The sequence below is a fragment of the Variovorax sp. Root318D1 genome (assembly GCF_001424835.1).
In the GTDB taxonomy this organism is placed as follows: Bacteria; Pseudomonadota; Gammaproteobacteria; order Burkholderiales; family Burkholderiaceae_C; genus Variovorax.
The window spans coordinates 120,824-146,876 of record NZ_LMCQ01000020.1 but is presented as its reverse complement, the minus strand read 5'-3'; the positions used below and the strand labels follow the sequence as shown (position 1 = coordinate 146,876).

Genomic DNA, 26,053 nt, shown 5'->3' with positions numbered 1-26,053 from the left:
ACGTCTCTTTATTCGTTGCTGATCTTGCGTTCGACGATGATTTTTTTCCACTTGGCCGCGTCGGCAGCCACCATCTTCGCAAACTGCTCGGGGGTGCCGGGAGCGGCAGGTTCGATGCCCAGGCGCGAGAGCTTTTCTTTCACTTCGGGATCGGCCAGCGCTTCGTTGGCGGCCTTGTTGACGCGCGCCACGATGTCGGCCGGCAAACCCTTCGGGCCATAGAAACCAAACCAGGTGTTCGACTCGAAACCGGGCAGCGTGTCGGCGATCGGAGGCAGTTCGGGTGCGAGCGGGCTGCGCTTCAGCGTGGTGACGCCGAGCGCGCGCAGCCGGCCGTCGCGCACGTGCGGCATGCCCGTGGGCAGCGAGTCGAACAGCACGTCGACCTTGCCGCTGATCAGGTCGGGAATGGCCAGCGCCGTGCCCTTGTAGGGAATGTGTGTCACGAACACGCCGGCCTGCGCCTTGAAGAGTTCCGCGGTGAGCTGCACGATGGTGCCGTTGCCGCTGGACGCATAGTTGAGCTTGCCGGGGTTCTTCTGCGCATAGGCGATCCATTCGCGCACCGTCTTGGCGGGCGAGTCGACCGGCACCAGCATGATGCTCGGCGCATCGCCCACGTGGGCGATGGGCGAAAAATCGCGCACCGTGTCATAGGGCAGCTTGCTGGTAATGGAAGGCCCGATGGAGTGCGTGCTGGTGGTGGCCAGCAGCAGCGTGTAGCCGTCGGGCGGTGCCTTGGCCGCCATGTCGGACCCGATGGCACCGCCTGCGCCCGGCTTGTTGTCGATGACCAGCGTGGTGCCGAGCTTCTCGCTCATCTTCTGCCCGAGGGTGCGCGCAAAAAGATCCGTGGCGCCAGCCGCCGGGAACGGCACGATGAGCCGCACCGGCTTGTTCGGATACCCCTGGGCCAGGGCAGCCGTCGAGGCAGCCCAGCAAAGCGCAGCGGCGACCCCTTGAAGGAACTGGATTCGTTTCATGGTGCTTTGGATTCTGGCCCGGGAAAAACCTTGCATGCTATGCACCCGCCCGACATCAAGCCAGATAATTCAGCTTATTCAACTATGAGCGCTGTTTATGGCAAGAATCGCAACGGAAGAGATCTCGCTGCAACAGCTGCGGGCGCTGGCCGCCGTTGCCGAATCCGGCAGCTTCACGCTCGCGGCCGAAACCCTGCAGCTCACCCAGCCCGCCATCAGCCACTTGATCAAGCGCATGGAGGAAGAGCTCGGCCAGCCGCTCGTCGTGCGGGGCCGCCGCATCCGCCTGACGAGCGCGGGCCAGGTGATGGTCGAGACGGCCGTGCGCGCGTTGCGGCTCATCGATGAATCCGTCGACGCCTGCCGCTCGCAGTCGCAATTGCGCGAAGGACGCGTGGTGCTCGCGGTGGGCCATCTCACGGCGGGTGCACTGCTGCCGCCGATGCTCGCCCGCTTTTCGCGCAAGCATCCCACCCTTGCCACCACGCTGCTCGACAGCACGGCGGAGCAGATGATCTCTCGCATCCTCTCGCAGGAGGCCGACCTGGGCTTTGGCTCCGACATCGGGCAGAAGCACTCCGAATTGGCCACAGAGCCTCTTTTTTCAGAACGCATGGCCTTGTTCGTGCGCGACGACCATCCGCTTGCACAGCGCGTGGTTGTCGATGCCAGGCATCTGGAATCGCTGCCCTTCATCCATGTCAATCCGGACGCCAACGTGTGGCGCGCCGTCAGCCGCCAGCTCTCGAGCGTGGCCAACGTCTATCCGCGCGTGGTGCACCACGTGTCGATGCTGTCGACGGCATTCGGGCTGGTCCAGGCGGGCGCGGGCGTGGCGCTCCTGCCGCGCTACGTGGAGGTGCTGATGCCGACCAACCTGCGCGCCGTGGGCGTGACACGCCCGGTCCTCGAGTACCCGGTCGTCGCCATCCGGCTGGCCAAGCATCCCCTCAGCCCGGCAGCGATGGCTTTCCTCGCCATGGCAAGGCAGCACATGAGCCCGCCGAGAGCCGCCAAGCCCTGAAAAAGAAACGGCGCCCGAAGGCGCCGTTGGTTCGCTGGGTTCGCGAGGCTCAGTCGACTTCGACGAAGGCTTCTTCGCGTTTCGCCTTGACGGCCGGCAGCAGCACGATCACCAGCAGCAGCGCAGCGGCGAGCAGCAGCCCGAGCGAGATCGGGCGCGTGACGAACACGCTCCAGTCGCCGCGCGAGAGCAGCAGTGAACGGCGCAGGTTTTCTTCCATCATTGGCCCGAGGATGAAGCCCAGCAGCAACGGCGCAGGCTCGCAACCCAGCTTGAAGAAGGTGTAGCCCACGAAGCCGAAGATGCCCACCATCCAGATGTCCCAGGTGTTGTTGTTCGTGGAGTACACGCCGATGGCGCAGAACAGCACGATGGCCGGGAACAGGAACTTGTAGGGCACCGTCAAGAGCTTGATCCACATGCCGATCAGCGGCAGGTTCAGGACCACGAGCATCGCATTGCCAAGCCACATCGAGGCGATCAGGCCCCAGAACAGCTCGGGGTTGCTGGTCATCACCTGCGGACCCGGCTGGATGTTGTGGATGGTCATTGCGCCCACCATCAGCGCCATCACCGCGTTGGGCGGAATACCCAGCGTGAGCAGCGGAATGAAGGAGGTCTGCGCGCCGGCATTGTTGGCCGCCTCGGGAGCTGCCACGCCACGGATGTTGCCCTTGCCGAAGGGCACTTCGCCCGGATGCAGCTTGGTCTTCTTCTCGATGGTGTAGGCCGCAAAGGCCGACAGCAACGCACCGCCGCCGGGCAGGATGCCGAGCGACGAGCCCAGTGCCGTGCCGCGCAGCACGGCAGGGATCATGCGCTTGAAGTCTTCCTTGGTGGGGAACAGGCCCGAGACCTTGGCGGTGAACACTTCGCGCTCGTCGTCGGGGCGCGAAAGGTTGGCAATGATTTCGCCGTAGCCGAACACGCCCATGGCGATGGCAACGAAGCCGATGCCGTCGGTCAGTTCGGGAACGTCGAAGCTGTAGCGCGCCACACCCGAATTAACGTCGGTACCCACCAGGCCCAGCAGCAGGCCCAGCACGATCATTCCGATGGCCTTGAGCAGCGAGCCCGAAGCCAGCACCACGGCGCCGATCAGGCCCAGGATCATCAACGAGAAGTACTCGGCCGGGCCGAACTTGAAAGCCAGTTCGGTCAGCGGCGGCGCGAAGGCGGCCAGGATCAGCGTGCCGACGCAACCGGCAAAGAACGAACCCAGCCCCGCTGCGGCGAGCGCCGGACCCGCACGGCCCTTGCGCGCCATCTGGTAGCCGTCGATCACGGTCACCACCGACGAAGATTCGCCCGGCAGGTTCACCAGAATTGCGGTGGTCGAGCCGCCGTACTGCGCGCCGTAGTAGATGCCGGCCAGCATGATCAGTGCCGAAACGGGCGGCAGTGCATAAGTGGCGGGCAGCAGCATCGCGATGGTCGCAACCGGGCCGATGCCCGGCAGCACGCCGATCAGCGTGCCCAGAATACAGCCGCCGAGGCAGTACAGCAGGTTGGTGAAGGTAAAGGCAACGCCAAAACCCATCGAGAGGTGGTTAATCAGTTCCATGTGAGCAGCTTTCTTCTCAACCGGTGATGAAGGTCGGCCAGACCTGAATCTGCAGCTTGAGGGCCCAGATGAATGCAACATAGCTGCCAACGGCCAGCACGGTGGCCAGGATCAGCACGGTAGGCAGCTTGAACTCGTGGCCCGCGAGGCTCGCGATGATCACGAGCGCGTAGATCGCGATGATCATTCCCATGGCCGGCACGCCGAGGCTTGGCAGGCCGCCGAGCAAGATGCCGAATGCGAGGTTGGCGCCCAGGATGAACACCACCTGTTTCCAGGCCCACTTGCCAATCTTTTCACCGTCTGCGGTTTCAACGGTCAAGCCGCTGAACATGATCCCCAGGCCGATGACGGCCATCAGGATGCCCAGCATCAGCGGGAAGTAACCCGGTCCCATGCGGGCGCCGCTGCCTACGCTGTAGGTGGTGGCGCCCCATGCGAACGCCGCGCCCACAACCGTAAACATAAGGCCCGAAAAAAAGTCTTTCTGACTCTTGATTTTCACGAACAGTCTCCTCGAAAAAATTTCGATGCGAGATTGTCGAGTCAGCCAGTGGTCAGCCCGATGTGGATTCCACTAACCGAAAGGCTAGGGATAACCCCCAGCCTCGCGCCATGCGCCCTCACTCGAGCGGGGGGGTCGCGCTCAGCACTTCTTCGATGGTGGTGACGCCTTCGGCCACGCGAAGCGCGCCCGCCAGGCGCAGGGGCCGCATGCCGTCGATCACGGCCTGCCGGCGCAGCCCTGCAAGGTTGGGCTCCTTGGTGACGTGGGTCTTGAATTCCTCAGTGATGCTGAGCAGCTCGTACAGGCCCATGCGGCCCATGTAGCCGGTCATGCGGCAATCGACACAGCCCACCGGCTTGTAGGCGCGCACCGAACCGGTGATCTGCCATGGCTTGACGATGGTCTCGAGCTTCTCGCGCGTGACCGTGTCGTCGGGCTGCTTGCAGTTGGGGCACAGCGTACGCACCAGCCGCTGCGCGAGCACGCCGAGCATCACGGCGTTGATGAGGTACGAAGGCACCCCCAACTCCATCAGCCGCGTGATGGCGCTCGGCGCGTCGTTGGTGTGCAGGGTGCTGAACACCAGGTGGCCGGTGAGCGCGGCCTGCACCGCCATTTCGGCCGTGGCAAGGTCGCGGATCTCGCCGACCATGATGATGTCCGGGTCCTGCCGCATCAGCGCGCGCAGGCCTTCGGTAAACCCGAAGTCGAGCTGCGGCTGCACCTGCGTCTGATTGAACGAAGGCTCGATCATTTCGATCGGGTCTTCGACCGTGCTCACGTTGACTTCTTCGGTCGCCACGCGCTTGAGCGTGGAATACAGCGTGGTGGTCTTGCCCGAACCCGTGGGGCCCGTCACCAGGATGATGCCGTTGGGCCGCGTGACGAGTTGCTCCCAGCGGTGCGCGTCGTGCTGCGAAAAGCCCAGCGCGTCAAGGTCCTTCACCGCGGTGTCGGGGTCGAAGATCCGCATCACCATCTTCTCGCCGAAAGCGGTTGGCAAGGTGGACAGGCGCATCTCGACTTCGTCGCCGCGCATGTTGCGGGTCTTGATGCGGCCGTCGAGCGGGCGGCGCTTCTCGACCACGTCCATGCGGCCCAGGAGCTTGATGCGCGACACCATCGCGTTCATCACTCCCATGGGCATCTGGTAGGCCGGATGCAGGATGCCGTCGATGCGGAAGCGGATCACGCCCTGCTCGCGGCGCGGCTCCAGGTGAATGTCGCTCGCGCGCTGGTCGAAGGCGTATTGCCAGAGCCAGTCGACCACCTGCACCACGCTCTGGTCGTTGGCGTCGAGCTGCTTGGTGCTCTTGCCCAGTTCAACCAGCTGCTCGAAGCTCGCGCCCCCGGTGTTGCCGCCAGCCTTCTGCGCGGCGCGCACCGACTTGGCAAGCGCAAAGAACTCGGCCGTATAGCGCTGGATATCGGCCGGGTTGGCCACCACGCGGCGCACCGTGCGGCGCGACTGGCGCTCCACTTCGGCGATCCAGTCGGTGAGGAATGGCTCGGCCGTGGCCACCACTACCTCGGTAGGCAGCACCTGCACCGGCAGCACCTTGTGGCGCTCGGCATAAGCAGCGCTCATGGTGTCGGCGACCTTGCCCACATCGACCTTGAGCGGATCGATGCGCAGGTACGCCAGCCCCGCGCGGCCGGCAAGCCACTGCGTGAGCATTTCGAGATCGAGCGGCTTGCCGTCGCTTTCGCGCGTCATGGCCACGTTGGCCAGCCGCACCAGCGGCGCCTGCCGGCTCTCGGCCTGGGCGCAGCGCGCGATGGTGCGCTTGGCTTCCACCGGAGAGATCACGCCATCGGTGGCGAGCCATTCGATCAGGCGGCGCAGGTCGAGCGGGCCTTCGTGGCGCGTGGCCAGCGGTGCAGGGGCGGAAACGGCGGGGACAGCGCTCATGGGCCGGAAGGTCGGGTGAGAGTGGGATTCAGTGGTTTGAAGACACGCAGCCATTTCGGCGCGGGCAGGGCCCATCGAGTCTGGATCGTTTGGCCGCGCTCGGCAAGGGCTTCGCGCTTCGGCCGGCTCGGCGTGCGCTGTGCCAGCACCACCGTGTTGCCTTCGCGCGTCGGCTTGAAGGCCCAGACCGCATCAATCCCGAATGCGCCGGCGATTTTCTCCAGGCTGCGCTCATAGCTCGACGAGCGGCCGAAGAGGTTGACCGTCATGCAGCCGTCTTCGGTCAGTAACGCGCGGCAATCGGCGTAGAAACCTTCGCTGTCGAGCACCGGCGCGGCGGCTTCGTGGTCGTAGAGGTCCACCTGCAGGGCATCGACCGTGCCGTGCCATTCGGGCTTGCGTATCTCGAGCGCCGCATCGGCAATGACCACGCGCAGTTTCGGGTCGTCGGCCGGCAGCTTGAACCAGCCGCGGCAGGCCGACACCACCTGCGGGTTCAATTCCACCGCGGTGGTGCGCATGCGCAGGGTCTTGCGGCAGAACTTGGTGAGCGTGGCCGCGCCGAGGCCGAGTTGCATCGCATGGCGGTTTGCCACGCTTTTGGGGTCGACGAACAGCAGCCAGGCCATCATGCGCTGCACGTACTCGAGTTCGATTTCGAAAGGTGCATCGAGCTTCATGGAGCCCTGGACCCATTCGGTGCCCAGGTGCAGGTAGCGGATGTCGCCCCAGTCGGAAAAATTGACTTCGGGGAGAACGGGAGTTTTGCTCGTGGCCATCAAAGAAGGTGGTGGGCGACAAAGACCTCGCGCCAGGCTGCGAGCTTGCGCTCGAAGCTCCACGACGCGTTGGCGGGGCTGGTGGAAGGCAGCTGGTAGACCGGCACGCCCAGGGTGCGCGTGTGGCGCGCATGCTTGAAGCTTTCGCCGCCGTTGTGCGCAATGGCGGCCAGCCGCGGCAGGTGCAACCCCGCAATGTCGTTGGCCACGGGTGCGCGAATGGCGGAATCAAGACTGCCTTCACGCTCGCAGGCAGCGTACACGTCCCACACGCCCAGGCCCCGGTCGAGCAGCCACTTTTTCTTTTCGGGGTAGCTGTCCGCGCCTATCGGGAGCGGGTGTTGGGGCCAGATGGCTTGCAAGATTTTCCAGAACTGATTTTGCGGATGCGCATAGTACTGCTGCAGTTCGAGCGAGCGGACGCCCGGGAAGCTGCCGAGGATCAATACGACGGTCGCGGGCGAGACGACAGGCGCAAGTCCCGTCAGCACTGCGCTCGCAGCATCGGATGCGGCTGGTGGTTTCATGAATACGCCCTATCTTGGCACTGTCGATCGCCCATGAAAAAACCCGCCGAAGCGGGTTTGTGCTGAAGGCGAAAGCCGATTATTTCTTGGCGGCTTCGTTTTCGGCGGTGCCGGGCACCTTTTCGCCGATGGCCTTGCCGGTGCTGCGCATGCCGTCAGCGGTCTTGTGGCCGGCGGTTTCAACGGCGTCGCCGGTCTTGACTGCCACGTTCTTGGTGGCGTGGGTGGCCTTCTTGGTGGTGCGCTTGGTCGCGTCCCAGGCCTTCTTGGTACCGCGCTCGGTGGCGGCCACGGCCTTCTTGGTCGTGGTCTTGGTCGTATCGACCGCGTCCTTGCCGGCTTCCTTCACCTTTTCGGTGGTGGTGGGTTCGGCAGTGACCGGAGCGGCGGTCTGCGCCACGGCGGACATTCCGATGGAGGCGAGTGCAAGAGCAAGCACGGCAGGCAGGGTGCGAACGAAAGATCTGTTCATCTGAAAACTCCTTTTTGGATGAAATGTCGGAGTGGCGTCCTTGCCACTGAACAAGCAACGGCACATCGAAAACCAAGGATGACAGCAAAAAGGAGGGTCCTGCCTGCGCAACCGCAAGACGGGACCTCGGCCTACGCGTGGTGCGGCCGCCCCTCTGACGTTGAGAGAAGACTTTCGAGCCGGGGGAGGGCTTCAAGCGCATTTCGAGTCGTCGTCTCGGCCAACTCGTCGACGCCGATCCCGCGCAGTTGCGCCACCACTTCGGCGATGCGCGGCAGTTCGCCGGGCTCGTTGCGGCCCTGCGGTTCACCGGCCGCGCGCTCTGCCTGCGTGCGGTAGATCCAGTGCGGCTGGATGTCCGGCGCATCGGTTTCCATCACTATCGATGCGAGCGGCAGTGTGGCGGCCAGACGCCGCAGCTGCAGCGCGCGGTCGAAGGTCACGGCGCCGCCAAAACCCAGCTTCAGGCCGATGTCGATGCAGGCATGGGCTTGCTGCTCGCTGCCGTTGAAGGCATGGGCAATGCCCTGCCATGGCCGGCCGGACGCGGTCTGCCGCAGATGCTTGAGCACCTTGTCGACCGAGCGGCGCACGTGGATGAGCACGGGCAAATCGTATTTGCGCGCGAGTTGCAACTGAGTGTGAAAAAAGTGCTCTTGCTTGGCGCTGTCCAGCCCGGTGACGAAGTAGTCGAGCCCGATCTCGCCGACCGCGACCAGCCGTGCATCGCCGTGGCGCGCGGAGAGTTCGGCGTCCAGCGTCTCCAGATCGGCCTCTTGCGCATTGCCGGTGCACAGCGGGTGGATGCCGAGCGCATACGCATCGCCCTGCACCCGCGCGAGTTCGCGCACCGTGGCAAAGTTGAACGCAGCCACGGCAGGAATGACACACAGTGCCACGCCCCGCTCGGCCGCCCGCGCACGGATGACCGGCATCTCTGCACCGAATTCAGGCGCATCGAGGTGGCAGTGGGTATCGACAAATACAGCCATGGCGAGATGATGCCCGAAGGGATGCAAGGCAGAAGAAAGCGTGCTACTGTGACTCCCTGATCACCCGTCATCCCTTGCCGGAGGTGTCCCGATGCGCAGGCCCGCTTTGTACAGCCGTTCGCCCGGCACGCAGCCGCAAGCGGCCGACTCCACGGCCGACCAGGCTGTCGTCCCATCGCCCGAGGGCGAAGGCAACGGCGCGCCGGCCGGTGCTCCAGGCTCCCCTGTTTTCGCAAAACCCGCCAAGGCCGGCTGGCAGCCGGGCCGGCGCAGTTTTGCCTTCATGGTGGTGCTGAGCGCCGCGCTCGCTGCCGGCGGCGCCACCTGGTGGCCCCGGCACAGCGCCAAGGCGCTGACGCAAAAGGACATCGATGCGGCGGTGCTGCGCACGCTGCAGACCCAGACGCTGCCCTCCCCGGCCGCGAAGGCGGCCGAAATCGTGCGGCCCTCCATCGTACGTGTGGTCGGCTACGGCCCCGAGAAAGCCACGCCCGAGGCCAAGATCCAGAAGCGCGGCCGCAATCTGGCCAATGGCAAGCCGCCCGAAGCCGATGCGCCGCCGGGCGAAGTCGAGCGCGGCGTGGGCACCGGGGTGGTCATCGTCGACAAAGGCGTGATCCTGACCAACCTGCACGTGGTGGCCGGCGCCGAGACCATCAAGGTGACGTTCTCCGACGGCCTCGAGGCGGTGGCCACCATCACCGGCGTGCAGCCCGAGAACGACCTCGCGGTGCTGCAGGCCCAGAAGATTCCCGACGACCTCATTCCCGCGGTGATGCGCTCGACCGGCGACTTGCAATCGGGCGACCAGGTGGCCGCGGTCGGCTTTCCATTCGGCATCGGCCCTTCGGTGTCGGCCGGCGTGGTGTCGGGCCTGAAGCGCTCGTTCCGCTCGCCCGAGGGCAAGCAGGAGTTGGGCAACCTGATTCAGTTCGACGCAGCGGCCAATCCCGGCAATTCGGGCGGTCCGCTCATCAACATGGACGGCGAGGTGCTCGGCATCGTCACCGCCATCCTCAATCCGACTCAGCAGCGCACCTTCATTGGCATCGGATTTGCTGTGCCAATTGAAAACGCGGCCTCTGCCGCTGGTTCGCCGCCCTTCTAGGTCCACAGGAACCCGCACATCGCCCCAGCTTTCGATCGTTCATTCATCCAGAGAGACCATCGCATGAGCACCGAGACCCCCTTTTCCACGTCTTCCGCCACGGCCGAGCTGATGGAGCAGATCCTCTACGAGGTCAAGCGGGTGGTGGTGGGCCAGGACCGCTTCCTGGAGCGCGTGATGGTCGCCATGCTCGCGGGCGGCCACCTGTTGGTCGAAGGCGTGCCGGGCCTCGCGAAAACGCTCACCGTCAAGACGCTGGCCGACACCGTTCGCGGCCAGTTCAAGCGCATCCAGTTCACGCCCGACCTGGTGCCAGCGGACCTGGTTGGTACGCGCATCTACAACCAGAAGACCGGCGAGTTCAGCACATCGCTCGGGCCGGTGTTCGCCAACCTGCTCCTGGCCGACGAAATCAACCGCGCGCCCGCCAAGGTGCAGAGCGCGCTGCTCGAGGTGATGCAGGAGCGCCAGGTCACCATCGCCGGCGAAACGCACAAGGTACCGCGGCCTTTCCTGGTGATGGCCACGCAGAACCCCATCGAGACCGAGGGTACCTATCCCCTGCCCGAGGCGCAGGTCGACCGCTTCATGATGAAGGTGCTGGTCGACTACCCCAGCGACGAGGAAGAGTTCGTCATTGTCCAGCGCGTGATCGGACCGCAGGTCATGGCCAGCCCGGTCGCCACCACCGAACAACTCGCCGCGCTGCAGGCCGAGGCACGGCGCGTGTACGTCGATCCTTCGCTCATCCAGTACGCCGTGAAGCTGGTCTCCGCCACGCGCACGCCCGACAAGCACGGCCTGAAGGACATGCACCGCTTCATCACCTTCGGAGCCAGCCCGCGCGCGAGCATCAGCCTCACCGAAGGCGCACGCGCACTCGCGCTGCTGCGCGGCCGCAGCTATGCGCTGCCCGAGGACATGACTGCGCTGGTGCCCGACGTGCTGCGCCATCGCGTGACGCTTTCCTACGAAGGTTTGTCCGAGGGGCTCACCCCAGACAGCCTGATCGAGAAGATCATGAAGGCCGTTCCCGCTCCACCCAAACCTTTGGAACATGAAAAGCTGGTGGCGTAAGGCCCCCGCGGCCGCTAACGACGAACGGCTCATTGCTGAAGCCGGCGGGGCGGAACGCGCGCTGCGCCGGCTCGAATGGACGGTGATCCGCCGCCTCGACGGCCTGCTGCAAGGCGACTACCGCACGCTGATGCGCGGCACTGGGCTCGATCTGGCCGACCTGCGCGAATACCAGCACCATGACGACGTGCGCCACATCGATTGGAACGTCACCGCGCGGCTGCAGACGCCGCACGTGCGCGTTTTCACCGAAGACCGCGAGATGTCCGCGTGGTTTGTGCTCGACCTCAGCCGCTCGGTCGATTTCGGTTCCGGCAAGAAGGCCAAGCGCGAGATCTCGGCCGGCTTCGTCGGCGTGCTCGCGCGCCTGCTCACGCGCCACGGCAACCGGGTCGGCGCGCTGGTCTACGGCACCGACCTTGAAGCGGTGATTCCACCGCGCAGCGGCCGCCGCCACGTGCTGCACCTGCTGCACGCCATGGAGCGCCGCGCCGACAAGATCGAGGCCGCGCCCACACAAAAAGGCATGACACGGCTGGCCGACCTGCTGAAGTCCGCCGCCACGCTCATGCCGCGCCGCTCGACCGTGTTCGTGGTGTCCGACTTCCTGAGCGAGCCAGGCTGGGAGCGCCCGCTCGGCCAACTGGTACAGCGGCACGAGGTCATTGCCGTGCGCCTGTTCGACCCGCTCGAACTCGAGCTGCCCGACCTTGGCCTGGTGCCCCTGCGCGACGCCGAAACCGGCGAGCAGCTCTGGGTCGACACCCACGATGCGGGTTTTCGCAAACGCTTTGCGCGCCTGGCGGCCGAGCGTGAAGCAACGCTGCGCGCTTCGCTCGCAAGGGCAGGCGTCGACGCGCTCGAGCTTTCGACCAGCGACGACCTGGTGGAAGCCATCGTTCGTTTTGCCGACATGCGCAAGCGCCGCACGCGCATCGGCACCAGCGGAGTGAAGGCGGTGGCAGCATGACTTTTCTCTGGCCTCAATTCCTTTGGCTGCTGGCGGCCCTGCCGCTGCTGGTGTTGCTCTACATCTGGCTGATCCGCCGCAAAAAGAAGCTGGCAGTGCGCTATGCCAGCCTCTCGATCGTGCGAGAAGCCATGGGCGCCGGTCAGAGCATCCGGCGACACATCCCGCCCTTCCTGTTCCTCCTGGCCATGGCCGCCATGCTGGTGGCAGCGGCGCGGCCCATGGCCGTGGTGATGCTGCCTTCAAACCAGCAGACCATCATCCTCGCGATGGACGTTTCCGGAAGCATGCGCGCGGCCGACGTGCTGCCCAACCGGCTGGTCGCAGCCCAGGAGGCGGCCAAGACCTTCATCAAGGACCTGCCGCGCCACGTGAAGGTGGGCATCGTGGCTTTCGCGGGCAGTGCGCAGGTGGCGCAGCTTCCCACCACCAACCACGACGACCTGGTGACGGCGATCGACAGCTTCCAGCTGCAGCGCGCCACGGCCACGGGCAATGCCATCGTGGTGTCGCTCGCGACCCTGTTCCCGGACGCGGGCATCGACGTCTCGCAGTTCAGCGCGCCGAGCCGCCAGCGCGGGACGCCCATCGACCAGACGGAGAAACAGGCCAAGGAATTCACGCCGGTGGCGCCGGGCTCCTACACCTCGGCCGCCATCATCATGCTGACCGACGGCCAGCGCACCACCGGCGTCGATCCGCTCGATGCCGCCAAGGCCGCGGCCGACCGCGGCGTGCGCATCTACACGGTGGGCGTGGGCACGGTCGACGGTGAGACCATCGGCTTCGAAGGCTGGTCGATGCGCGTGCGGCTGGACGAAGAAACGCTCAAGGCCATCGCCAACAAGACCCAGGCCGAATACTTCTATGCGGGCACGGCCGCCGATCTGAAGAAGGTGTACGAGACGCTGAGTTCTCGACTCACGGTCGAGAAGAAGGAAACCGAGATCTCCGCCCTCTTCGCGCTCGGCGCGGCCATTCTCACGCTGCTGTCGGCGGGGCTTTCGCTGCTCTGGTTCAACCGGATTCTTTGACCGCATCCGGCCGGTCTGCCGGCGGCGCCGCATCGGCGCGCGGCGCAGGCGCCTTCACCGCGCCGATCCCGCCCAGGAACAGGTCGGCCACGATCGGCGCAATCGACTTGTGGTCGAGCGGGCCTCCGGGCTTCATCCACGTGAACATCCAATTGATCATGCCGAACAGCAGCATGGTCAGCGGCTTGGCAAGGTCGTCGCTCGGCGCGCCGGGACGCAGGGCCGACACGGCGCGCGCAAAGCCCGCGACCACCTGGCGCTCCTGGTCGAGCACGCGTTCGCGGTCGGCTTCTTCCAGAAAGCGCACGTCGTCGGTCAGCACGCGATGCGCGTCCTGCGCGCCCGCATATTCCTCGACGATGCGGTAGATGAAGCGGCGCAGCCGCTCCTCGTCGGTGTGGGTCGAGGCCTCTTCCTCGGCGACCAGCGCGGCCAGCCGAGAGACATGGGTTTCGGCGATGCTGATGAGGAGGCTGCTCTTGTCCCGGTAGTAGTGGTAGAGCGTGGCCTTCGATAGATTGCAGGCCTCGGCCACCTGGTTCATCGAGGTGGCCGGATAGCCGCGGCGCGCAAACAGTTGGGCGGCCTGCGCGAGGATCAGTTCACGCTGGTCGTCGTAGGTGGCGGATCTTCCACGCGGCATCGGGTCTTCTTTCTTCCTTGACAGGCAGTTGCGGGCAACCCTCGATCTTGCATGAAGCGCGCCGGCTAACCGCGCCGCGTCGCAATCAGCGAGCGCACGTCGGTCGCGGGCAGGCGAGGACGCCCCGGTTCCATCTGCTCCAACGGCGTTACCTCGTGCAGGCTCGCGAGGCTGCGCTCGGTCAGCGCCTGGTAGGTCCGGGTACCTTCGAGTTTCCAGGCAATTTCCTCGTCGCTGAGCATCTTCTTCAGCTTGGCCGGGATGCCGGCCACCAGCGAGCGCGGCGGCACCTTCATGCCGGCCGGGACGAAGGCGCAGGCAGCGACGATGGCCTGTTCGCCAATCTCGGCCTCGTCCATCACCACCGCATTCATACCCACCAGCGCGTCGCGCCGCACGATGCAGCTGTGCAGGATCGCGCCGTGGCCGATGTGGCCGTTGACCTCGACCACCGTGTCCTGGTCGGGAAAGCCGTGGATGCAGCAGTGGTCCTGCACGTTGGAGCCTTCCTCCAGCACGATGCGGCCGAAGTCGCCGCGCAGGCTCGCGCAAGGGCCTACGTAGCAGCCGGGGCCGACGATCACGTCACCAATCAAGACCGCGCTGGGATGTACGTAGGCCGTCTGGTCGACGACGGGAATCACGCCGTCGATGGAGTAGCTGGGCATTCGGTCGGTCTCCTTGTATGCGGGCTCAGGGTTTGCCCCGACTCAACCCGCTTGTGTCGTCATGGGAGACGATCTTAAAATCTACCGGACGGTCGGTCAATAGTGTTTGCAGGCCGATTCCCCCTCTTCAAGGATGAGAGCCAAGCCCATGCCCGAACCTTTAGTTCTCACCAGCAATGCCGACGCAGTGCGCACGCTGAGCCTTAACCGCCCCGCGGCGCTCAACAGCTTCACGACGGAATTGCATGCCGAGTTGATGGCCGCGCTCGACCTTGCGGCGCGTGACGAGAGCGTGCGCTGCGTCGTGCTCACAGGTGCCGGCCGCGGCTTCTGCGCCGGGCAGGACTTGGCCGACCCCTCCGTCGCGCCTGATCCCGCGCCCGGTGCCGCGCCCAAGGACCTGGGCCATGTCATCTCCACTTACTACGCCCCGCTGGTGGCGCGCCTGCGCTCGATGCCGGTGCCCGTGATCGCAGCGGTGAACGGCGTAGCCGCCGGAGCGGGCGCCAACATCGCGCTGTGTTGCGACCTGGTGGTCGCCGCGCGTTCAGCCAGCTTCATTCAGGCGTTCACCAAGATCGGCCTCGTGCCCGACACCGGCGGCACGTGGCTGCTGCCCCGGCTCGTGGGATCGGCGCGCGCGTTGGGCATTGCGATGCTGGGCGACAAGCTGCCGGCCGAAGAAGCCGCGCGCATAGGCCTGATCTGGCAGTGCGTGGACGACGCGGCACTGGCTGAAACGGCCGCCGCACTGGCGCTGAAGCTGGCTGGCATGCCGACGCGCGCCCTCGTTGCCACGCGCCAAGCGATGGCCGCGGCGCAGGACATGAACCTCGACGCCGCACTTGGCGAAGAAGCCCGCATCCAACGCGACCTGGGCAACGCCAACGACTACCGCGAAGGCGTCGAGGCCTTCCGCGCCAAGCGCGCGCCGGCGTTCAAGGACCGCTGAGCCATGATCGACACCACCCGCACCCCGCAGCAAACCGCCGAGTACGTCCGCGACGGCATGTTCGCGAACGACAACGCGAGCAAGGGCCTCGGCATGCGCATCGTCGAGATCGCCCCGGGCGAGGCCACGCTCGAGATGCGCGTGCGCACCGACATGCTCAACGGCCACGCCATCTGCCACGGGGGCTTCATGGCCACGCTGGCCGACTCCACCTTTGCCTTCGCCTGCAACTCGTACAACGAGCTGACGGTGGCCTCTGGCTTCTCGATCGACTTCATCGCACCGGCGCGCGAAGGCGACGTGCTCACCGCGCGCTGCTTCGAGGTCTCTAAGGCCGGCCGCACCGGCGTGTACGACGCCGAAATCACCAACCAGCGCGGCGAGCGCATCGCAATCTTTCGCGGCCGCTCCTACACCGCCAAGGGCCGCCCCGCCGTTGCCGCCTGAGGAGACACGCCCCATGACAGCCAGACACCCCGCACCCGGCGAGCTCGAGCCCATCGAAACTGCGAGCCGCGATGAAATCATCGCGCTGCAGATTCGGCGCCTGCGCGCCACGCTGCAGCGTGCGTACGACAACGTGCCGCACTACCGCAAGGCCTTCGATGGCAAGGGCGTGCACCCGAACGACCTGAAGACGCTCGCGGACCTGTCGAAGTTTCCGTTCACGGTGAAGAGCGACCTGCGCGACAACTATCCCTTCGGCATGTTCGCCGTGCCGCGCACGCAGGTTGCGCGCATCCATGCGTCGTCGGGCACCACCGGCAAGCCGACCGTGGTGGGCTACACGCTGAAGGACATCGACACCTGGGCCGACCTCGTTGCGCGCTCCATCCGCGCCGCGGGCGGCCGCGCCGGCGACATGATCCACGTGGCCTATGGCTACGGACTTTTCACAGGCGGCCTTGGTGCCCACTACGGCGCCGAGCGCGCGGGCTGCACAGTCATTCCGATGTCGGGCGGCCAGACCGAGAAGCAGGTGCAGCTGATCCAGGACTTCAAGCCCGACATCATCATGGTCACGCCCAGCTACATGCAGGTGATCATCGAGCAGTTCGAGCGCCAGGGCCTCGATGCGAAAGACAGCTCGCTGAAGATCGGCATCTTCGGCGCCGAGCCGTGGACCGAAGCCATGCGCCGCGACATCGAGGGCAAGGCCGGCATCGATGCGGTCGACATTTACGGCCTCTCCGAAGTGATGGGTCCGGGCGTGGCCAGCGAATGCGTCGAGAGCAAGGACGGCCCGGTGATCTGGGAAGACCACTTCTACCCCGAGATCATCGACCCCGACACCGGCGAGCTGAAGGCCGACGGCGAGGAAGGCGAACTGGTCTTCACCTCGCTCAGCAAGGAGGCCATGCCGATCGTGCGCTACCGCACGCGCGACCTCACGCGCCTGTTGCCGCCGACCTCGCGCGCCTTCCGCCGCATGGGCAAGATCGTCGGGCGCAGCGACGACATGATGATCATTCGCGGCGTCAACGTCTTTCCCACGCAAGTGGAAGAAATCGTGCTCGCGCACGAGCGCCTATCGGGCATCTACCAGGTGCATGTGCGCCGCGACGGCCTGCTCGACGAGGTCGAGGTGCACTGCGAACTCGACCACCGCAAGGCGGCCATCGACGAAGCCGAGCGCAAGGCCATCGCCGCCTGGGTGCAGGAACGCGTGAAGACGCTGGTCGGCATCTCGACGGCGGTGCGCGTGTTCGACCCCGATTCCATCGAACGCACGCAGACCGGCAAGGCCCGCCGCGTGATCGACACGCGCCCGCGCTGAGCGCGCGCGCCGTTCATCAACCCTTTTGCAAAGGACACGAACATGTACACCCAAGCAATGGACACCGCGGGCAAGGACGCCGGCGACGACGGCAGGAAGAAAGCCGTGCGCTCGGCCGAAGAAATGCGGCTCGAGGAGCGGTTCGACACGCACATCGACGCCGGCGATTTCATCGAGGCGAAAGACTGGATGCCCGAGCACTACCGCAAGACGCTGGTGCGGCAGATCAGCCAGCACGCGCATTCGGAGATCGTCGGCATGCTGCCCGAGGGAAACTGGATCGGCCGCGCGCCCACGCTCAAGCGCAAGGCCATCCTGCTGGCCAAGGTGCAGGACGAAGGCGGCCACGGGCTCTACCTTTATGCCGCTGCCGAAACGCTGGGCACTTCGCGCGACCAGATGTTCGAGGCGCTGCACACCGGCAAGGCCAAGTACAGCTCGATCTTCAATTACCCCACGCTGACCTGGGCCGACATGGGCACCATCGGCTGGCTGGTGGACGGCGCGGCCATCATGAACCAAGTGCCGATCTGCCGCTGCTCGTATGCGCCGTATGCGCGCGCCATGATCCGCATCTGCCGCGAGGAAAGTTTTCACCAGCGCCAGGGCTACGAAGCCCTGCTGACCATGATGACCCGCGGCACCCAGGCGCAGAAGGCGATGGTGCAGGACGCGGTCAACCGCTGGTGGTGGCCCTCGATCATGATGTTCGGCCCGCCGGACGACCAGTCGCCCAACAGCGCGCAGTCGATGCGCTGGGGCATCAAGCGCTTCAGCAACGACGAATTGCGCCAGAAGTTCATCGACGCCGCCGTCGAGCAAGCGCGCATCCTCGGCGTGACGCTGCCCGACCCCGACCTGAAGTGGAACGAAGAGCGCCAGGCGCACGACTTCGGCACCATCGACTGGAGCGAGTTCTGGCGCGTGATCGGCGGCGACGGCCCCTGCAATCGCGAGCGCCTGCAAGCCCGTGTCGATGCATGGGAAGAAGGCGCGTGGGTGCGCGAAGCCGCGATGGCCCACGCCAACAAACAACCAATGAAGGAGGCCGCATGAGCGCCGACATTCAACAAGAGTGGCCCCTGTGGGAGGTGTTCGTGCGCAGCAAGGCCGGGCTCGACCACAAGCATTGCGGCAGCCTGCATGCGGCCGATCCGAAGATGGCAATCCAGATGGCGCGCGACGTGTACACGCGCCGACAGGAAGGCAGCAGCATCTGGGTGGTGCGCTCCGACCAGATCGTGGCCAGCGATCCGGGTGACAAGGACATGTACTTCGATCCGGCGGAAGACAAGGTGTATCGCCATCCGACGTTCTATTCGCTGCCCAAGTCAGTCGACCACATGTGAGACCTTGATGAGCGCCCGCGAATGGACTTCGAGTTGTCCCCTCTCCCTCTGGGAGAGGGCTAGGGTGAGGGCCGCCGGCCTTCGCCACCGACAGGTCTCTTCCACAGCCCACGCCCTCACCCCACCCTCTCCCCAAGGGGAGAGGGAGCAAGACAGAGTTGGAGCCACTGAATGCAAGCATCGATCGAACTGAACCGCACCCCCGCAGTGCAATACCTTCTGCGCATCGGCGATACCTGCCTGGTGCTCGCGCAGCGCCTGGGCGAATGGTGCGGCCATGCGCCTGTGCTGGAAGAAGACATCGCAATGGCCAACATCGCGCTCGACCTCGTCGGACAGGCGCGCGCGCTGCTCACGCATGCCGGCAAGCTCGAAGGCAGCGGCCGCGAACATGACGAAGACCAGCTCGCCTATCTTCGCGACGAGCGCGACTACTTCAACCTCACGCTCGTCGAACTGCCGCGCGGCGACTTCGCCTTTGCCGTGGTGCGCAACACCATGGTCGCCACGCTGCTCAAGCTGCTGTGGCAACGCCTCGCGGCGTCGAACGATGCCGAGGTAGCCGCCATTGCCGGCAAGGCCGTGAAGGAAGCGCGCTACCACCAGCAGCACTCGGGCGACTGGGTGGTGCGGCTTGGCGACGGCACCGAGGAATCGCGCCGCCGCACCGAACGTGCGTTGAAGCAGCTCTGGCTCTATGTCCCGGAGCTCTTCGAGATCGATGCGGTCGACGCGGAGGCCAGCGCAACGGGCCTCGGCCCCGCGTGGAGCGATCTGCGCGAACCGTGGTTCGCCGAGATGCAGCAGGTGCTCGACGCCGCTGGCCTCGAGATGCCGAAGGAGGCCGCCTTCCGCAGCACCGGAAAGCAGGGCATCCACACCGAGTACATGGGCTACATCCTGGCCGAAATGCAGCACCTGCAGCGCTCTTACCCCGGAGGCGTGTGGTGAACAACGCCGTCGCATCGCGCGTCGACGCGGCCTGGGCCGTGCTGCACACCGTGCTCGATCCTGAAGTGCCGGCCGTGTCGGTCTGCGACCTGGGCATCGTGCGCGACGTGGTCGAACATGACGACGGGCTGGAGATCGTTCTCACGCCGACCTACTCGGGTTGCCCTGCGACCGAAGCCATCGAGCACGACGTGCTGGCCGCCATCGAACAAGCCGGCCTCGGCCGCGCACGCGCCACCTTGCGCCGCGCGCCGGCCTGGAGCAGCGACTGGATCAGCGAGGAAGGCCGCGCCAAGCTCAAGGCCTACGGCATCGCGCCGCCGGCCCACCTCACGCCCGAAGCAGCCGCCGGCACCGCGATGCCCATCCGCCTCTTCGGCCGCATTGCCGGCGTGAAAGAAAGCATCGCCTGCCCGCGCTGCGCGAGCGAGCGCACCGAGCGCCTTTCCGCTTTCGGCTCCACCGCCTGCAAGGCGCTCTACCGCTGCATGGCCTGCCGCGAGCCCTTCGAACATTTCAAGCCGATCTAGACGATGAGCACCCTCTTCCACCCGCTGCGCGTGAAGGTCGTCGAGCCCGACACCTCGGAGGCCGTCATCGTCTCGTTCGAAGTGCCGCCCGAGTTGCGCGAGGTCTTCGGCTTCACGCAAGGCCAGTACCTCACCTTGCGCGGAGACATCGACGGGCAGGACCTGCGCCGGTCTTACTCGATCTGCGCCGGCCTCGATGACGGCGAGCTGCGCGTGGGCGTGCGCAAGGTGCAGGGCGGCGTGTTTTCCAACTGGATCAACGCGCATCTGCAGCCCGGCGACATAGTGCAGGTCATGGCGCCGCAGGGCCGCTTCTTCGTGCCGATCGAGCCGGCTTCCGCGCGCCACCACGTTGGCATTGCCGGCGGCAGCGGCATTACGCCGATTTTGTCGATCATGAAGACCGTTCTGGCGCGCGAACCCCGGAGCCGCTTCACGCTGATCTACGGCAACCGCCAGCTGCAGTCCACGATGTTCAAGGAAGAGATCGAGGACCTGAAGAACCGCTACATGACGCGACTCGTGCTGTTGCATGTGTTCTCCGACGAGCACACCGATTCGCCGCTGGGCTTCGGCGTGATGAACCGCGAGAAGATCGGCGAGTTCCTGGGCACGCTGGTGCCGGCGGCGAGCATCGACCATGCATACATCTGCGGCCCGTTCCAGATGAACGACGAGGCCGAGGCCGCCTTGCTCGCGGCGGGCGTGCCCGAAGAGCGCATCCACATCGAGCGCTTCGGCGTTGCGCTGCCTTCAGGCGCCACGGCCGGCGAGGTTGGCGCGGTGGTGCACCAGGCCCTTCCGGGCGACGCCAAGCAGGCGCGCATCACCATCGTGCGCGACGGCCTGCAGCGCGAGATCACATTCACCGAAGGGCAGCCGAGCATCCTCGATGCGGCTTCCGCGGCCGGGCTCGAGGTGCCGTTCTCTTGCACCTCCGGCGTGTGCGGCACCTGCCGCGCCAAGCTCGTGGAGGGGGAAGTCCGCATGGAAAGAAACTTTGCACTCGACAAGAATGAAGTGGCCGCGGGCTTCGTGCTGACCTGCCAGTCGCACCCTCTCACCGAACGCGTGATCCTGTCCTTCGACGAGCGCTGACCCCATAACAATTTTTCAACCGGAGACAAACCAAATGAAATTCTTCAAGCCCCTGCTGATTGCAGCGCTGTGCGCCACCGCCGTGGCCGCATGGGCCGACATCAACGTCGGCGTGACGCTCTCGGCCACCGGTCCGGCCGCCTCGCTCGGCATTCCCGAGAAGAACACCATCGCACTGATGCCCAAGACCATCGCCGGCCAGAAGATCAACTACATCGTGCTCGACGATGCATCCGACACCACGGCGGCCGTGGCCAACACGCGCAAGCTCATCGCCGAGAACAAGGTCGACATCGTGCTGGGCTCGACCACCACGCCCAATTCGCTCGCGATGATCGACGTGGCGAGCGAAGCCAAGACGCCGATGATTTCCATCGCTGCCTCAGCCCGCATCGTGGAGCCGATGGACGCCAAGAAGCAGTGGGTCTTCAAGACGCCGCAGAACGACATCATGATGTCTCTCGCCATTGCCGAGCACATGGCCGCCAACGGCGTGAAGACAGTGGCCTTCATCGGCTTCTCCGATGCGTATGGCGAAGGCTGGTCGCAGGAGTTCGCCAAGGCGGCGGAGCTCAAGAAGCTCAAGATCGTGGCCAACGAGCGCTATGCGCGCACCGACACTTCGGTGACCGGCCAGACCTTGAAGATCATGGCGGCCAAGGCCGATGCGGTGCTGGTCGCGGGCTCCGGCACGCCGGCCGCGCTGCCGCAGAAGACGCTGAAGGAGCGCGGCTACACCGGCAAGATGTACCAGACCCATGGCGTGGCCAATGCCGACTTCCTTCGCGTTGGCGGCAAGGACGTGGAAGGCACCTTCCTGCCGGCCGGTCCCGTACTCGTGGCCGAGCAGCTGCCCGCAAGCCATCCGGTGAAAAAGTCCGCCATGGCCTACGTCACCGCATATGAGGGCGCGAACGGCAAGAACACTGTGTCGACCTTCGGCGCACATGCATGGGACGCGGGTCTCCTGATGACCTCGGCCGTGCCAGTCGCGCTCAAGAAGGCGCAACCCGGCACGCCCGAATTCCGCGCCGCGCTGCGCGACGCGCTCGAGCAAGTCAAGGATGTGTCCGGCGCCCACGGCGTGTTCAACATGACGGCCAACGACCATCTGGGCCTGGACCAGCGCGCGCGGGTCATGGTGAAGATTGAAAACGGCGCCTGGAAATACCAGCCCTGAACGCCGGTCCCACTCCCTCCCCCTCTGGGGGAGGGCTGGGGTGGGGGCTCGACGGCATAGAAGTTCGCGCAGCCTTGAGCGCTGGGTCTGCCCCCATCCCAACCTTCCCCCAAAGGGGGAAGGAGCAATGCAGCGTGGCTGTAGATGTTTGCGGCAGTCACTGATTCGATACAAGGGCCGAGCCCGAAGGTTTTTTATGGATCTGCAGATCGCCCTTTTGCTGGGGCAGGACGGCATCGTGAACGGTGCCGTCTATGGACTGATGGCACTCGCCTTGGTGCTGGTGTTCTCCGTCACGCGCGTCATCTTCATTCCGCAGGGCGAGTTCGTCGCCTTCGGCGCACTGTCGATGGCCATGCTGCAGACCGGCCGCGTGCCGGCCACGCTGTGGCTGCTGGTCGCGCTCGCCGCCATGGTGCTCGTGGTTGAAGCCTGGCGCTGGAAGCGCGGCTCGGTGGTGGACTGGGGCTCGGCGCTCACCTGGTGCGTGGCGCTGCCGGGGCTGGCCTGCGCGCTCGTGCTCGGACTCAAGCCGACCTCGATGGCGGCGCAGTCGATCACCACGCTGGTGCTGATCGCGCCGCTCGGCCCGTTGCTCTATCGCCTCGCCTACCGCCCGCTGGCCGATGCCAGCGTGCTGATGCTGCTGATCGTCTCGGTCGCGCTGCATGGCGTGCTGGTGGGGCTGGGCCTGCTCTTCTTCGGCGCCGAGGGCTACCGCACCACGGCGTTCTCCGAAGAGCGCTTCGACATCGGCGGCATTCCGGTCAGCGGACAGTCGCTGGTGGTCGTCGGCATCACGCTGCTGTTGGTGATTGCGATGTTCTTTTTCTTCGGCCGCTCGATGGTCGGCAAGGCGCTGCGCGCCACCGCCATCAACCGCGTGGGCGCGCGGCTGTCGGGCATTCCAACGGAACTGTCGGGCGATCTGAGCTTCGCGCTCGCGGCGCTCATCGGCGCGGTCTCGGGGCTCTTGATCGCGCCGCTCACCACGGTGTATTACGACACCGGATTCCTGATCGGCCTCAAGGGCTTCGTCGCCGCCATCGTGGGTGGGCTCGCCAGCTATCCGCTGGCGCTGGCGGGCGCGCTGCTGGTCGGGCAGCTCGAGGCCTTTGCCTCGTTCTGGGCCAGTCCGTTCAAGGAGGTGCTGGTCTTCACGCTGATCATCCCGGTGCTGTGGTGGCGATCGCTGCACAGCCGACATGTGGAGGACGAGGAATGAGCGCACCGTCCAATCCCATCACCGCCCACCTGCCGCCCACGGGCAAGCCGCTGGTCACCTCGCGCCAGCTCACGTTGGCGCTCGTCGTCCTGCTGGCGCTGGCCTGGGGCTTCCTGCCCGAGTTCACGGTGTCCGTGCTCAGCAACATCGGCCTTTATGCGCTGGTTGCGGCCGGGCTGGTCATGCTGACCGGCGTGGGCGGCATGACCTCTTTCGGCCAAGCCGCATTCGTCGGCGTGGGTTCCTATGCCACCGCATGGATTTGCACTTCGCCCGCTGCCGCGGCGTGGCTGGGTGGCTTCGTGGCGCCCGCGTTGCTGCCATGGGCAGGGCTGTTGCTCGGCCTGGTGCTGACCTTCGCGCTCGCATGGGCGCTGGGCGCGGTCACGCTCAAGCTGCAGGGCCACTATCTGCCGCTGTGCACGATCGCGTGGGGCCTGAGCCTGTACTACCTGTTCGGCAACATGGACTTCCTCGGCGGGCAGACGGGCATCACCGGCGTCCCGCCGCTGGTCATCGCGGGCTTCTCGCTGGCCACGCCGCGCGCACTCGGCGTCGTGATCTGGGCCGTGCTACTACTCGCGCTCTGGGCCCTGCACAACCTGCTCGATTCGCGCGAAGGCCGCGCCATTCGCGCGCTCAAGGGCGGCCGGCTCATGGCCGAGTCGATGGGCGTGAACACGGCGCGCCACCGCGTGAAGCTCTTCGTGCTCGCGGCCCTGCTGGCGGCCGTGTCGGGCTGGCTCTATGCGCACCTCCAGCGCTTCGTGAACCCCACGCCCTTCAACCTGAACATCGGCATCGAGCTGCTGTTCATGGCGGTGGTCGGCGGTGCGGGCCACCTCTGGGGCGCAGTGCTGGGCGCCGCGCTCATCACGCTGCTCAAGGAGAAGCTGCAGGACGTGCTGCCTTCGCTGCTGGGCAGCAGCGGAAACTTCGAAGTAATCGTGTTCGGCCTCCTCATGCTGTTCGTGTTGCAGCGTTTTGCGGAAGGTCTGTGGCCCACGTTGGCGCGCATCGCGGGCCGCTGGGTGCGCCCGCATGCCACCACCGGCGCCGCGCGGCCCGCCGTCCCGACCGTGCAACTTGCGCAGCGCAACCTGCCCGCCAAGGGCGAGGTGCTGCTGCAGGCCACCAGCGTCAGCAAGCGCTTCGGCGGGCTGGTAGCCAACAACGACATCTCGATGACGCTGAAGGCCGGCGAGATCCACGCACTCATCGGGCCGAACGGCGCGGGCAAGAGCACCTTCTTCAACATGATCTCAGGGGTGGACGACCCGAGCGCCGGCGAAGTACGGCTTGCGGGCCAGACGATGACTGCAAAGCCGTCGCGCGTGTTCGCCGCGCTGGGATTGGGCCGCACCTTCCAGCACGTGCGCCTGCTCGGCCAGCGCAGCGTGGTCGAGAACGTGGCGCTCGGCGCCCATCTGCGCGCGAAACGTGGCTGGCTTGCCGCCATGCTCAGGCTGGACCGTGCCGAAGAAGCGGCACTGATGGCTGAAGCTCGCCGGCAGATCGAACGCTGCGGCCTCGGTGCCCATGCCGACACGCCGGCCGCATCGCTCTCTCTGGGCCAGCAGCGCGTGGTCGAGATCGCGCGCGCTCTGGCCGGCCAGCCCTCGGTGCTGCTGCTCGACGAGCCCGCCGCGGGCCTGCGGCACTTGGAGAAGCGCGCTCTCTCCGTGCTGCTGGGCCAGTTGCGCGCGGAAGGCCTCGGCATTCTCGTGGTGGAACACGACATGGAATTTGTGATGAACCTCGCCGACCGGATCACGGTGCTCGAATTCGGCACCGTCATTGCCACCGGCACGCCGGCCGAAGTGCAGGCCAACCCGCGCGTGCTCGAGGCCTATCTGGGCGGCGCGGACGACGAACTGCTGGAGGACGCGAGATGAGCGCCGCGCCGGGCCGCCCCAAGCAAGCTCGAACCGCAGCCGAAGGCGAAGGCGAAGGTTATCCAATGTCCGTTCCCGTTCTCCAGCTCGACGGCTTCAGTGTTGCCTACCGCACCGTCGAGGCGGTGCACAGCGTGCAGCTGCATGTGAACGAAGGCGAGATCGTCACCGTCATCGGCCCCAATGGCGCCGGCAAGACCACGTTGCTGTGCGCGGCAATGGGCCTGCTGCCCTCCACCGGCAGCCTTGCGCTGCATGGCGAACGCATCGCACGCCCCGGTGTCGAGACCATGGTGGCGCGCGGCGTGGCGCTGGTGCCCGAAAGGCGCGAGCTGTTCGGAGACATGTCGGTTGAAGACAACCTGCTGCTCGGCGGCTTCTACCAGTGGCGCAAGGGCACACGCGACCAGCGCGCGCGCATGGACGAGGTGTTCGAGATCTTTCCGCGCCTGCGCGAGCGGCGCCCGCAATTGGCGTCGACGCTCTCGGGCGGCGAGCGCCAGATGCTCGCCATCGGCCGCGCGCTGATGGCGCGTCCGCGGCTCCTGATGCTCGACGAGCCCTCGCTCGGCCTCGCGCCGCTGGTGGTGCGCGAAGTGCTGCGCGTGGTTTCGCAGTTGCGCAGCCACGGCGTCTCGGTGCTGCTTGTGGAGCAGAACGCGCGCGCCGCGTTGCAGGTGGCAGACCGCGCTTACGTGCTCGAGATGGGTGCCGTGGCGCTCCAGGGCAATGCGCGCGAATTGATGCACGACCAGCGAATCATCGATACCTACCTGGGCATCGGAAAGAAGGAATGACCCGGATTTTCTCCCTCCCCTTTCGGGGGAGCGTCGGG

The 26,053-nt window shown here is 66.0% G+C and carries 27 protein-coding genes; 17 read left to right on the top strand and 10 right to left on the bottom strand.

Annotated elements, in window-relative coordinates:
* Nucleotides 1-8: 8 nt before the first annotated feature.
* Nucleotides 9-983 (bottom strand): Bug family tripartite tricarboxylate transporter substrate binding protein, encoded by a 975-nt coding sequence (locus ASC78_RS17530; RefSeq protein ID WP_055803837.1) that lies wholly within the window; start codon nucleotides 981-983, stop codon nucleotides 9-11.
* A gap of 97 nt (nucleotides 984-1,080) precedes the next feature.
* On the opposite strand from ASC78_RS17530, the gene ASC78_RS17525 reads away from it, so the two are divergent.
* Complete coding sequence (locus ASC78_RS17525) at nucleotides 1,081-2,007, top strand: LysR family transcriptional regulator (RefSeq protein ID WP_055803835.1); 927 nt, start codon at nucleotides 1,081-1,083, stop codon at nucleotides 2,005-2,007.
* Between the two features lie 49 nt (nucleotides 2,008-2,056).
* Here ASC78_RS17525 and ASC78_RS17520 read toward each other — a convergent pair whose 3' ends face one another.
* The 7 genes from ASC78_RS17520 to ASC78_RS17490 form a co-directional block, all read right to left on the bottom strand.
* Nucleotides 2,057-3,571, bottom strand: coding sequence for a tripartite tricarboxylate transporter permease (locus tag ASC78_RS17520; RefSeq protein ID WP_055803831.1), 1,515 nt, complete (start codon nucleotides 3,569-3,571; stop codon nucleotides 2,057-2,059).
* Nucleotides 3,572-3,587: 16 nt separating this feature from the next.
* Nucleotides 3,588-4,076 carry a tripartite tricarboxylate transporter TctB family protein gene (locus ASC78_RS17515; protein ID WP_055803828.1) on the bottom strand — a complete coding sequence of 163 codons (489 nt, stop codon included), beginning with the start codon at nucleotides 4,074-4,076 and terminating at the stop codon, nucleotides 3,588-3,590.
* A gap of 118 nt (nucleotides 4,077-4,194) precedes the next feature.
* Nucleotides 4,195-5,991: a GspE/PulE family protein gene (locus tag ASC78_RS17510; RefSeq protein WP_055803825.1), complete on the bottom strand. Its 1,797-nt coding sequence runs from the start codon at nucleotides 5,989-5,991 to the stop codon at nucleotides 4,195-4,197.
* The gene (locus tag ASC78_RS17505) at nucleotides 5,988-6,770 is read right to left on the bottom strand and encodes a hypothetical protein (RefSeq protein ID WP_055803822.1); all 783 of its coding nucleotides are present in this window, start codon (nucleotides 6,768-6,770) and stop codon (nucleotides 5,988-5,990) included. Before ASC78_RS17505 ends, ASC78_RS17510 begins: the two co-directional genes overlap by 4 nt.
* On the bottom strand, nucleotides 6,770-7,297 hold the full coding sequence (locus ASC78_RS17500; protein WP_055803821.1) for a DNA-deoxyinosine glycosylase: 528 nt from the start codon (nucleotides 7,295-7,297) through the stop codon (nucleotides 6,770-6,772). The genes ASC78_RS17505 and ASC78_RS17500 overlap by 1 nt, the downstream gene beginning before the upstream one ends.
* A gap of 79 nt (nucleotides 7,298-7,376) precedes the next feature.
* Nucleotides 7,377-7,769 carry a hypothetical protein gene (locus tag ASC78_RS17495; protein ID WP_055803816.1) on the bottom strand — a complete coding sequence of 131 codons (393 nt, stop codon included), beginning with the start codon at nucleotides 7,767-7,769 and terminating at the stop codon, nucleotides 7,377-7,379.
* Between the two features lie 131 nt (nucleotides 7,770-7,900).
* Nucleotides 7,901-8,761, bottom strand: a complete 861-nt coding sequence (locus ASC78_RS17490) for a TatD family hydrolase (RefSeq protein ID WP_055803814.1) — start codon at nucleotides 8,759-8,761, stop codon at nucleotides 7,901-7,903.
* A gap of 91 nt (nucleotides 8,762-8,852) precedes the next feature.
* On the opposite strand from ASC78_RS17490, the gene ASC78_RS17485 reads away from it, so the two are divergent.
* The 4 genes from ASC78_RS17485 to ASC78_RS17470 all read left to right on the top strand — a co-directional run bounded on the left by ASC78_RS17485 (nucleotide 8,853) and on the right by ASC78_RS17470 (nucleotide 12,950).
* On the top strand, nucleotides 8,853-9,869 hold the full coding sequence (locus ASC78_RS17485; protein ID WP_055803810.1) for a S1C family serine protease: 1,017 nt from the start codon (nucleotides 8,853-8,855) through the stop codon (nucleotides 9,867-9,869).
* 63 nt (nucleotides 9,870-9,932) lie between these two features.
* Nucleotides 9,933-10,946 (top strand): AAA family ATPase, encoded by a 1,014-nt coding sequence (locus tag ASC78_RS17480; protein WP_055803806.1) that lies wholly within the window; start codon nucleotides 9,933-9,935, stop codon nucleotides 10,944-10,946.
* Nucleotides 10,927-11,916: a DUF58 domain-containing protein gene (locus ASC78_RS17475; protein ID WP_055803803.1), complete on the top strand. Its 990-nt coding sequence runs from the start codon at nucleotides 10,927-10,929 to the stop codon at nucleotides 11,914-11,916. The genes ASC78_RS17480 and ASC78_RS17475 overlap by 20 nt, the downstream gene beginning before the upstream one ends.
* Complete coding sequence (locus tag ASC78_RS17470) at nucleotides 11,913-12,950, top strand: VWA domain-containing protein (RefSeq protein WP_055803800.1); 1,038 nt, start codon at nucleotides 11,913-11,915, stop codon at nucleotides 12,948-12,950. Before ASC78_RS17475 ends, ASC78_RS17470 begins: the two co-directional genes overlap by 4 nt.
* Here ASC78_RS17470 and ASC78_RS17465 read toward each other — a convergent pair.
* Entirely contained in the window at nucleotides 12,934-13,593 is a 660-nt protein-coding gene (locus ASC78_RS17465) for a TetR/AcrR family transcriptional regulator (protein ID WP_055803797.1), read from the bottom strand. The two genes, ASC78_RS17470 and ASC78_RS17465, sit on opposite strands and share 17 nt — an antisense overlap.
* Before the next feature lie 65 nt (nucleotides 13,594-13,658).
* Nucleotides 13,659-14,261, bottom strand: a complete 603-nt coding sequence (locus tag ASC78_RS17460; RefSeq protein WP_055803795.1) for a phenylacetic acid degradation protein PaaY — start codon at nucleotides 14,259-14,261, stop codon at nucleotides 13,659-13,661.
* A 148-nt stretch (nucleotides 14,262-14,409) separates the two neighbouring features.
* Between ASC78_RS17460 and ASC78_RS17455 the strand changes: the two genes are divergently transcribed.
* From ASC78_RS17455 to ASC78_RS17400, 12 genes are all read left to right on the top strand, one after another.
* On the top strand, nucleotides 14,410-15,213 hold the full coding sequence (locus tag ASC78_RS17455; RefSeq protein WP_055803792.1) for an enoyl-CoA hydratase-related protein: 804 nt from the start codon (nucleotides 14,410-14,412) through the stop codon (nucleotides 15,211-15,213).
* A 3-nt stretch (nucleotides 15,214-15,216) separates the two neighbouring features.
* On the top strand, nucleotides 15,217-15,660 hold the full coding sequence (gene paaI / locus ASC78_RS17450; RefSeq protein WP_055803789.1) for a hydroxyphenylacetyl-CoA thioesterase PaaI: 444 nt from the start codon (nucleotides 15,217-15,219) through the stop codon (nucleotides 15,658-15,660).
* Between the two features lie 13 nt (nucleotides 15,661-15,673).
* Nucleotides 15,674-16,990, top strand: a complete 1,317-nt coding sequence (paaK, locus tag ASC78_RS17445; protein ID WP_055803787.1) for a phenylacetate--CoA ligase PaaK — start codon at nucleotides 15,674-15,676, stop codon at nucleotides 16,988-16,990.
* 42 nt (nucleotides 16,991-17,032) lie between these two features.
* Nucleotides 17,033-18,046 (top strand): 1,2-phenylacetyl-CoA epoxidase subunit PaaA, encoded by a 1,014-nt coding sequence (gene paaA, locus ASC78_RS17440; protein ID WP_055803784.1) that lies wholly within the window; start codon nucleotides 17,033-17,035, stop codon nucleotides 18,044-18,046.
* Nucleotides 18,043-18,339 (top strand): 1,2-phenylacetyl-CoA epoxidase subunit PaaB, encoded by a 297-nt coding sequence (gene paaB / locus ASC78_RS17435; RefSeq protein WP_055803782.1) that lies wholly within the window; start codon nucleotides 18,043-18,045, stop codon nucleotides 18,337-18,339. The genes paaA and paaB overlap by 4 nt, the downstream gene beginning before the upstream one ends.
* Nucleotides 18,340-18,510: 171 nt before the next feature.
* The gene (gene paaC / locus ASC78_RS17430) at nucleotides 18,511-19,290 is read left to right on the top strand and encodes a 1,2-phenylacetyl-CoA epoxidase subunit PaaC (RefSeq protein ID WP_055803780.1); all 780 of its coding nucleotides are present in this window, start codon (nucleotides 18,511-18,513) and stop codon (nucleotides 19,288-19,290) included.
* Entirely contained in the window at nucleotides 19,287-19,820 is a 534-nt protein-coding gene (gene paaD, locus ASC78_RS17425; RefSeq protein ID WP_055804369.1) for a 1,2-phenylacetyl-CoA epoxidase subunit PaaD, read from the top strand. Before paaC ends, paaD begins: the two co-directional genes overlap by 4 nt.
* 3 nt (nucleotides 19,821-19,823) lie before the next feature.
* Nucleotides 19,824-20,918 carry a 1,2-phenylacetyl-CoA epoxidase subunit PaaE gene (paaE, locus tag ASC78_RS17420; protein WP_055803777.1) on the top strand — a complete coding sequence of 365 codons (1,095 nt, stop codon included), beginning with the start codon at nucleotides 19,824-19,826 and terminating at the stop codon, nucleotides 20,916-20,918.
* A gap of 34 nt (nucleotides 20,919-20,952) precedes the next feature.
* A complete protein-coding gene (locus ASC78_RS17415; protein WP_055803774.1) occupies nucleotides 20,953-22,098 on the top strand; it encodes an ABC transporter substrate-binding protein in 1,146 nt (381 codons plus the stop codon).
* Nucleotides 22,099-22,294: 196 nt separating this feature from the next.
* Entirely contained in the window at nucleotides 22,295-23,323 is a 1,029-nt protein-coding gene (locus ASC78_RS17410) for a branched-chain amino acid ABC transporter permease (protein ID WP_055803771.1), read from the top strand.
* On the top strand, nucleotides 23,320-25,218 hold the full coding sequence (locus ASC78_RS17405) for a branched-chain amino acid ABC transporter ATP-binding protein/permease (protein ID WP_055803769.1): 1,899 nt from the start codon (nucleotides 23,320-23,322) through the stop codon (nucleotides 25,216-25,218). The genes ASC78_RS17410 and ASC78_RS17405 overlap by 4 nt, the downstream gene beginning before the upstream one ends.
* A 65-nt stretch (nucleotides 25,219-25,283) precedes the next feature.
* Nucleotides 25,284-26,015 carry an ABC transporter ATP-binding protein gene (locus ASC78_RS17400; protein ID WP_055804367.1) on the top strand — a complete coding sequence of 244 codons (732 nt, stop codon included), beginning with the start codon at nucleotides 25,284-25,286 and terminating at the stop codon, nucleotides 26,013-26,015.
* Nucleotides 26,016-26,053: the final 38 nt, after the last annotated feature.

Bases quoted from the DNA above. Each gene is read 5' to 3' on its own strand.
- ASC78_RS17530 (WP_055803837.1), bottom strand. From the start codon at position 983: ATGAAACGAATCCAGTTCCTTCAAGGGGTCGCCGCTGCGCTTTGCTGG.
- ASC78_RS17525 (WP_055803835.1), top strand. From the start codon at position 1,081: ATGGCAAGAATCGCAACGGAAGAGATCTCGCTGCAACAGCTGCGGGCG.
- ASC78_RS17520 (WP_055803831.1), bottom strand. From the start codon at position 3,571: ATGGAACTGATTAACCACCTCTCGATGGGTTTTGGCGTTGCCTTTACC.
- ASC78_RS17510 (WP_055803825.1), bottom strand. From the start codon at position 5,991: ATGAGCGCTGTCCCCGCCGTTTCCGCCCCTGCACCGCTGGCCACGCGC.
- ASC78_RS17505 (WP_055803822.1), bottom strand. From the start codon at position 6,770: ATGGCCACGAGCAAAACTCCCGTTCTCCCCGAAGTCAATTTTTCCGAC.
- ASC78_RS17500 (WP_055803821.1), bottom strand. From the start codon at position 7,297: ATGAAACCACCAGCCGCATCCGATGCTGCGAGCGCAGTGCTGACGGGA.
- ASC78_RS17495 (WP_055803816.1), bottom strand. From the start codon at position 7,769: ATGAACAGATCTTTCGTTCGCACCCTGCCTGCCGTGCTTGCTCTTGCA.
- ASC78_RS17490 (WP_055803814.1), bottom strand. From the start codon at position 8,761: ATGGCTGTATTTGTCGATACCCACTGCCACCTCGATGCGCCTGAATTC.
- ASC78_RS17485 (WP_055803810.1), top strand. From the start codon at position 8,853: ATGCGCAGGCCCGCTTTGTACAGCCGTTCGCCCGGCACGCAGCCGCAA.
- ASC78_RS17480 (WP_055803806.1), top strand. From the start codon at position 9,933: ATGAGCACCGAGACCCCCTTTTCCACGTCTTCCGCCACGGCCGAGCTG.
- ASC78_RS17475 (WP_055803803.1), top strand. From the start codon at position 10,927: ATGAAAAGCTGGTGGCGTAAGGCCCCCGCGGCCGCTAACGACGAACGG.
- ASC78_RS17470 (WP_055803800.1), top strand. From the start codon at position 11,913: ATGACTTTTCTCTGGCCTCAATTCCTTTGGCTGCTGGCGGCCCTGCCG.
- ASC78_RS17465 (WP_055803797.1), bottom strand. From the start codon at position 13,593: ATGCCGCGTGGAAGATCCGCCACCTACGACGACCAGCGTGAACTGATC.
- ASC78_RS17460 (WP_055803795.1), bottom strand. From the start codon at position 14,261: ATGCCCAGCTACTCCATCGACGGCGTGATTCCCGTCGTCGACCAGACG.
- ASC78_RS17455 (WP_055803792.1), top strand. From the start codon at position 14,410: ATGCCCGAACCTTTAGTTCTCACCAGCAATGCCGACGCAGTGCGCACG.
- paaI (WP_055803789.1), top strand. From the start codon at position 15,217: ATGATCGACACCACCCGCACCCCGCAGCAAACCGCCGAGTACGTCCGC.
- paaK (WP_055803787.1), top strand. From the start codon at position 15,674: ATGACAGCCAGACACCCCGCACCCGGCGAGCTCGAGCCCATCGAAACT.
- paaA (WP_055803784.1), top strand. From the start codon at position 17,033: ATGTACACCCAAGCAATGGACACCGCGGGCAAGGACGCCGGCGACGAC.
- paaB (WP_055803782.1), top strand. From the start codon at position 18,043: ATGAGCGCCGACATTCAACAAGAGTGGCCCCTGTGGGAGGTGTTCGTG.
- paaC (WP_055803780.1), top strand. From the start codon at position 18,511: ATGCAAGCATCGATCGAACTGAACCGCACCCCCGCAGTGCAATACCTT.
- paaE (WP_055803777.1), top strand. From the start codon at position 19,824: ATGAGCACCCTCTTCCACCCGCTGCGCGTGAAGGTCGTCGAGCCCGAC.
- ASC78_RS17415 (WP_055803774.1), top strand. From the start codon at position 20,953: ATGAAATTCTTCAAGCCCCTGCTGATTGCAGCGCTGTGCGCCACCGCC.
- ASC78_RS17410 (WP_055803771.1), top strand. From the start codon at position 22,295: ATGGATCTGCAGATCGCCCTTTTGCTGGGGCAGGACGGCATCGTGAAC.
- ASC78_RS17405 (WP_055803769.1), top strand. From the start codon at position 23,320: ATGAGCGCACCGTCCAATCCCATCACCGCCCACCTGCCGCCCACGGGC.
- ASC78_RS17400 (WP_055804367.1), top strand. From the start codon at position 25,284: ATGTCCGTTCCCGTTCTCCAGCTCGACGGCTTCAGTGTTGCCTACCGC.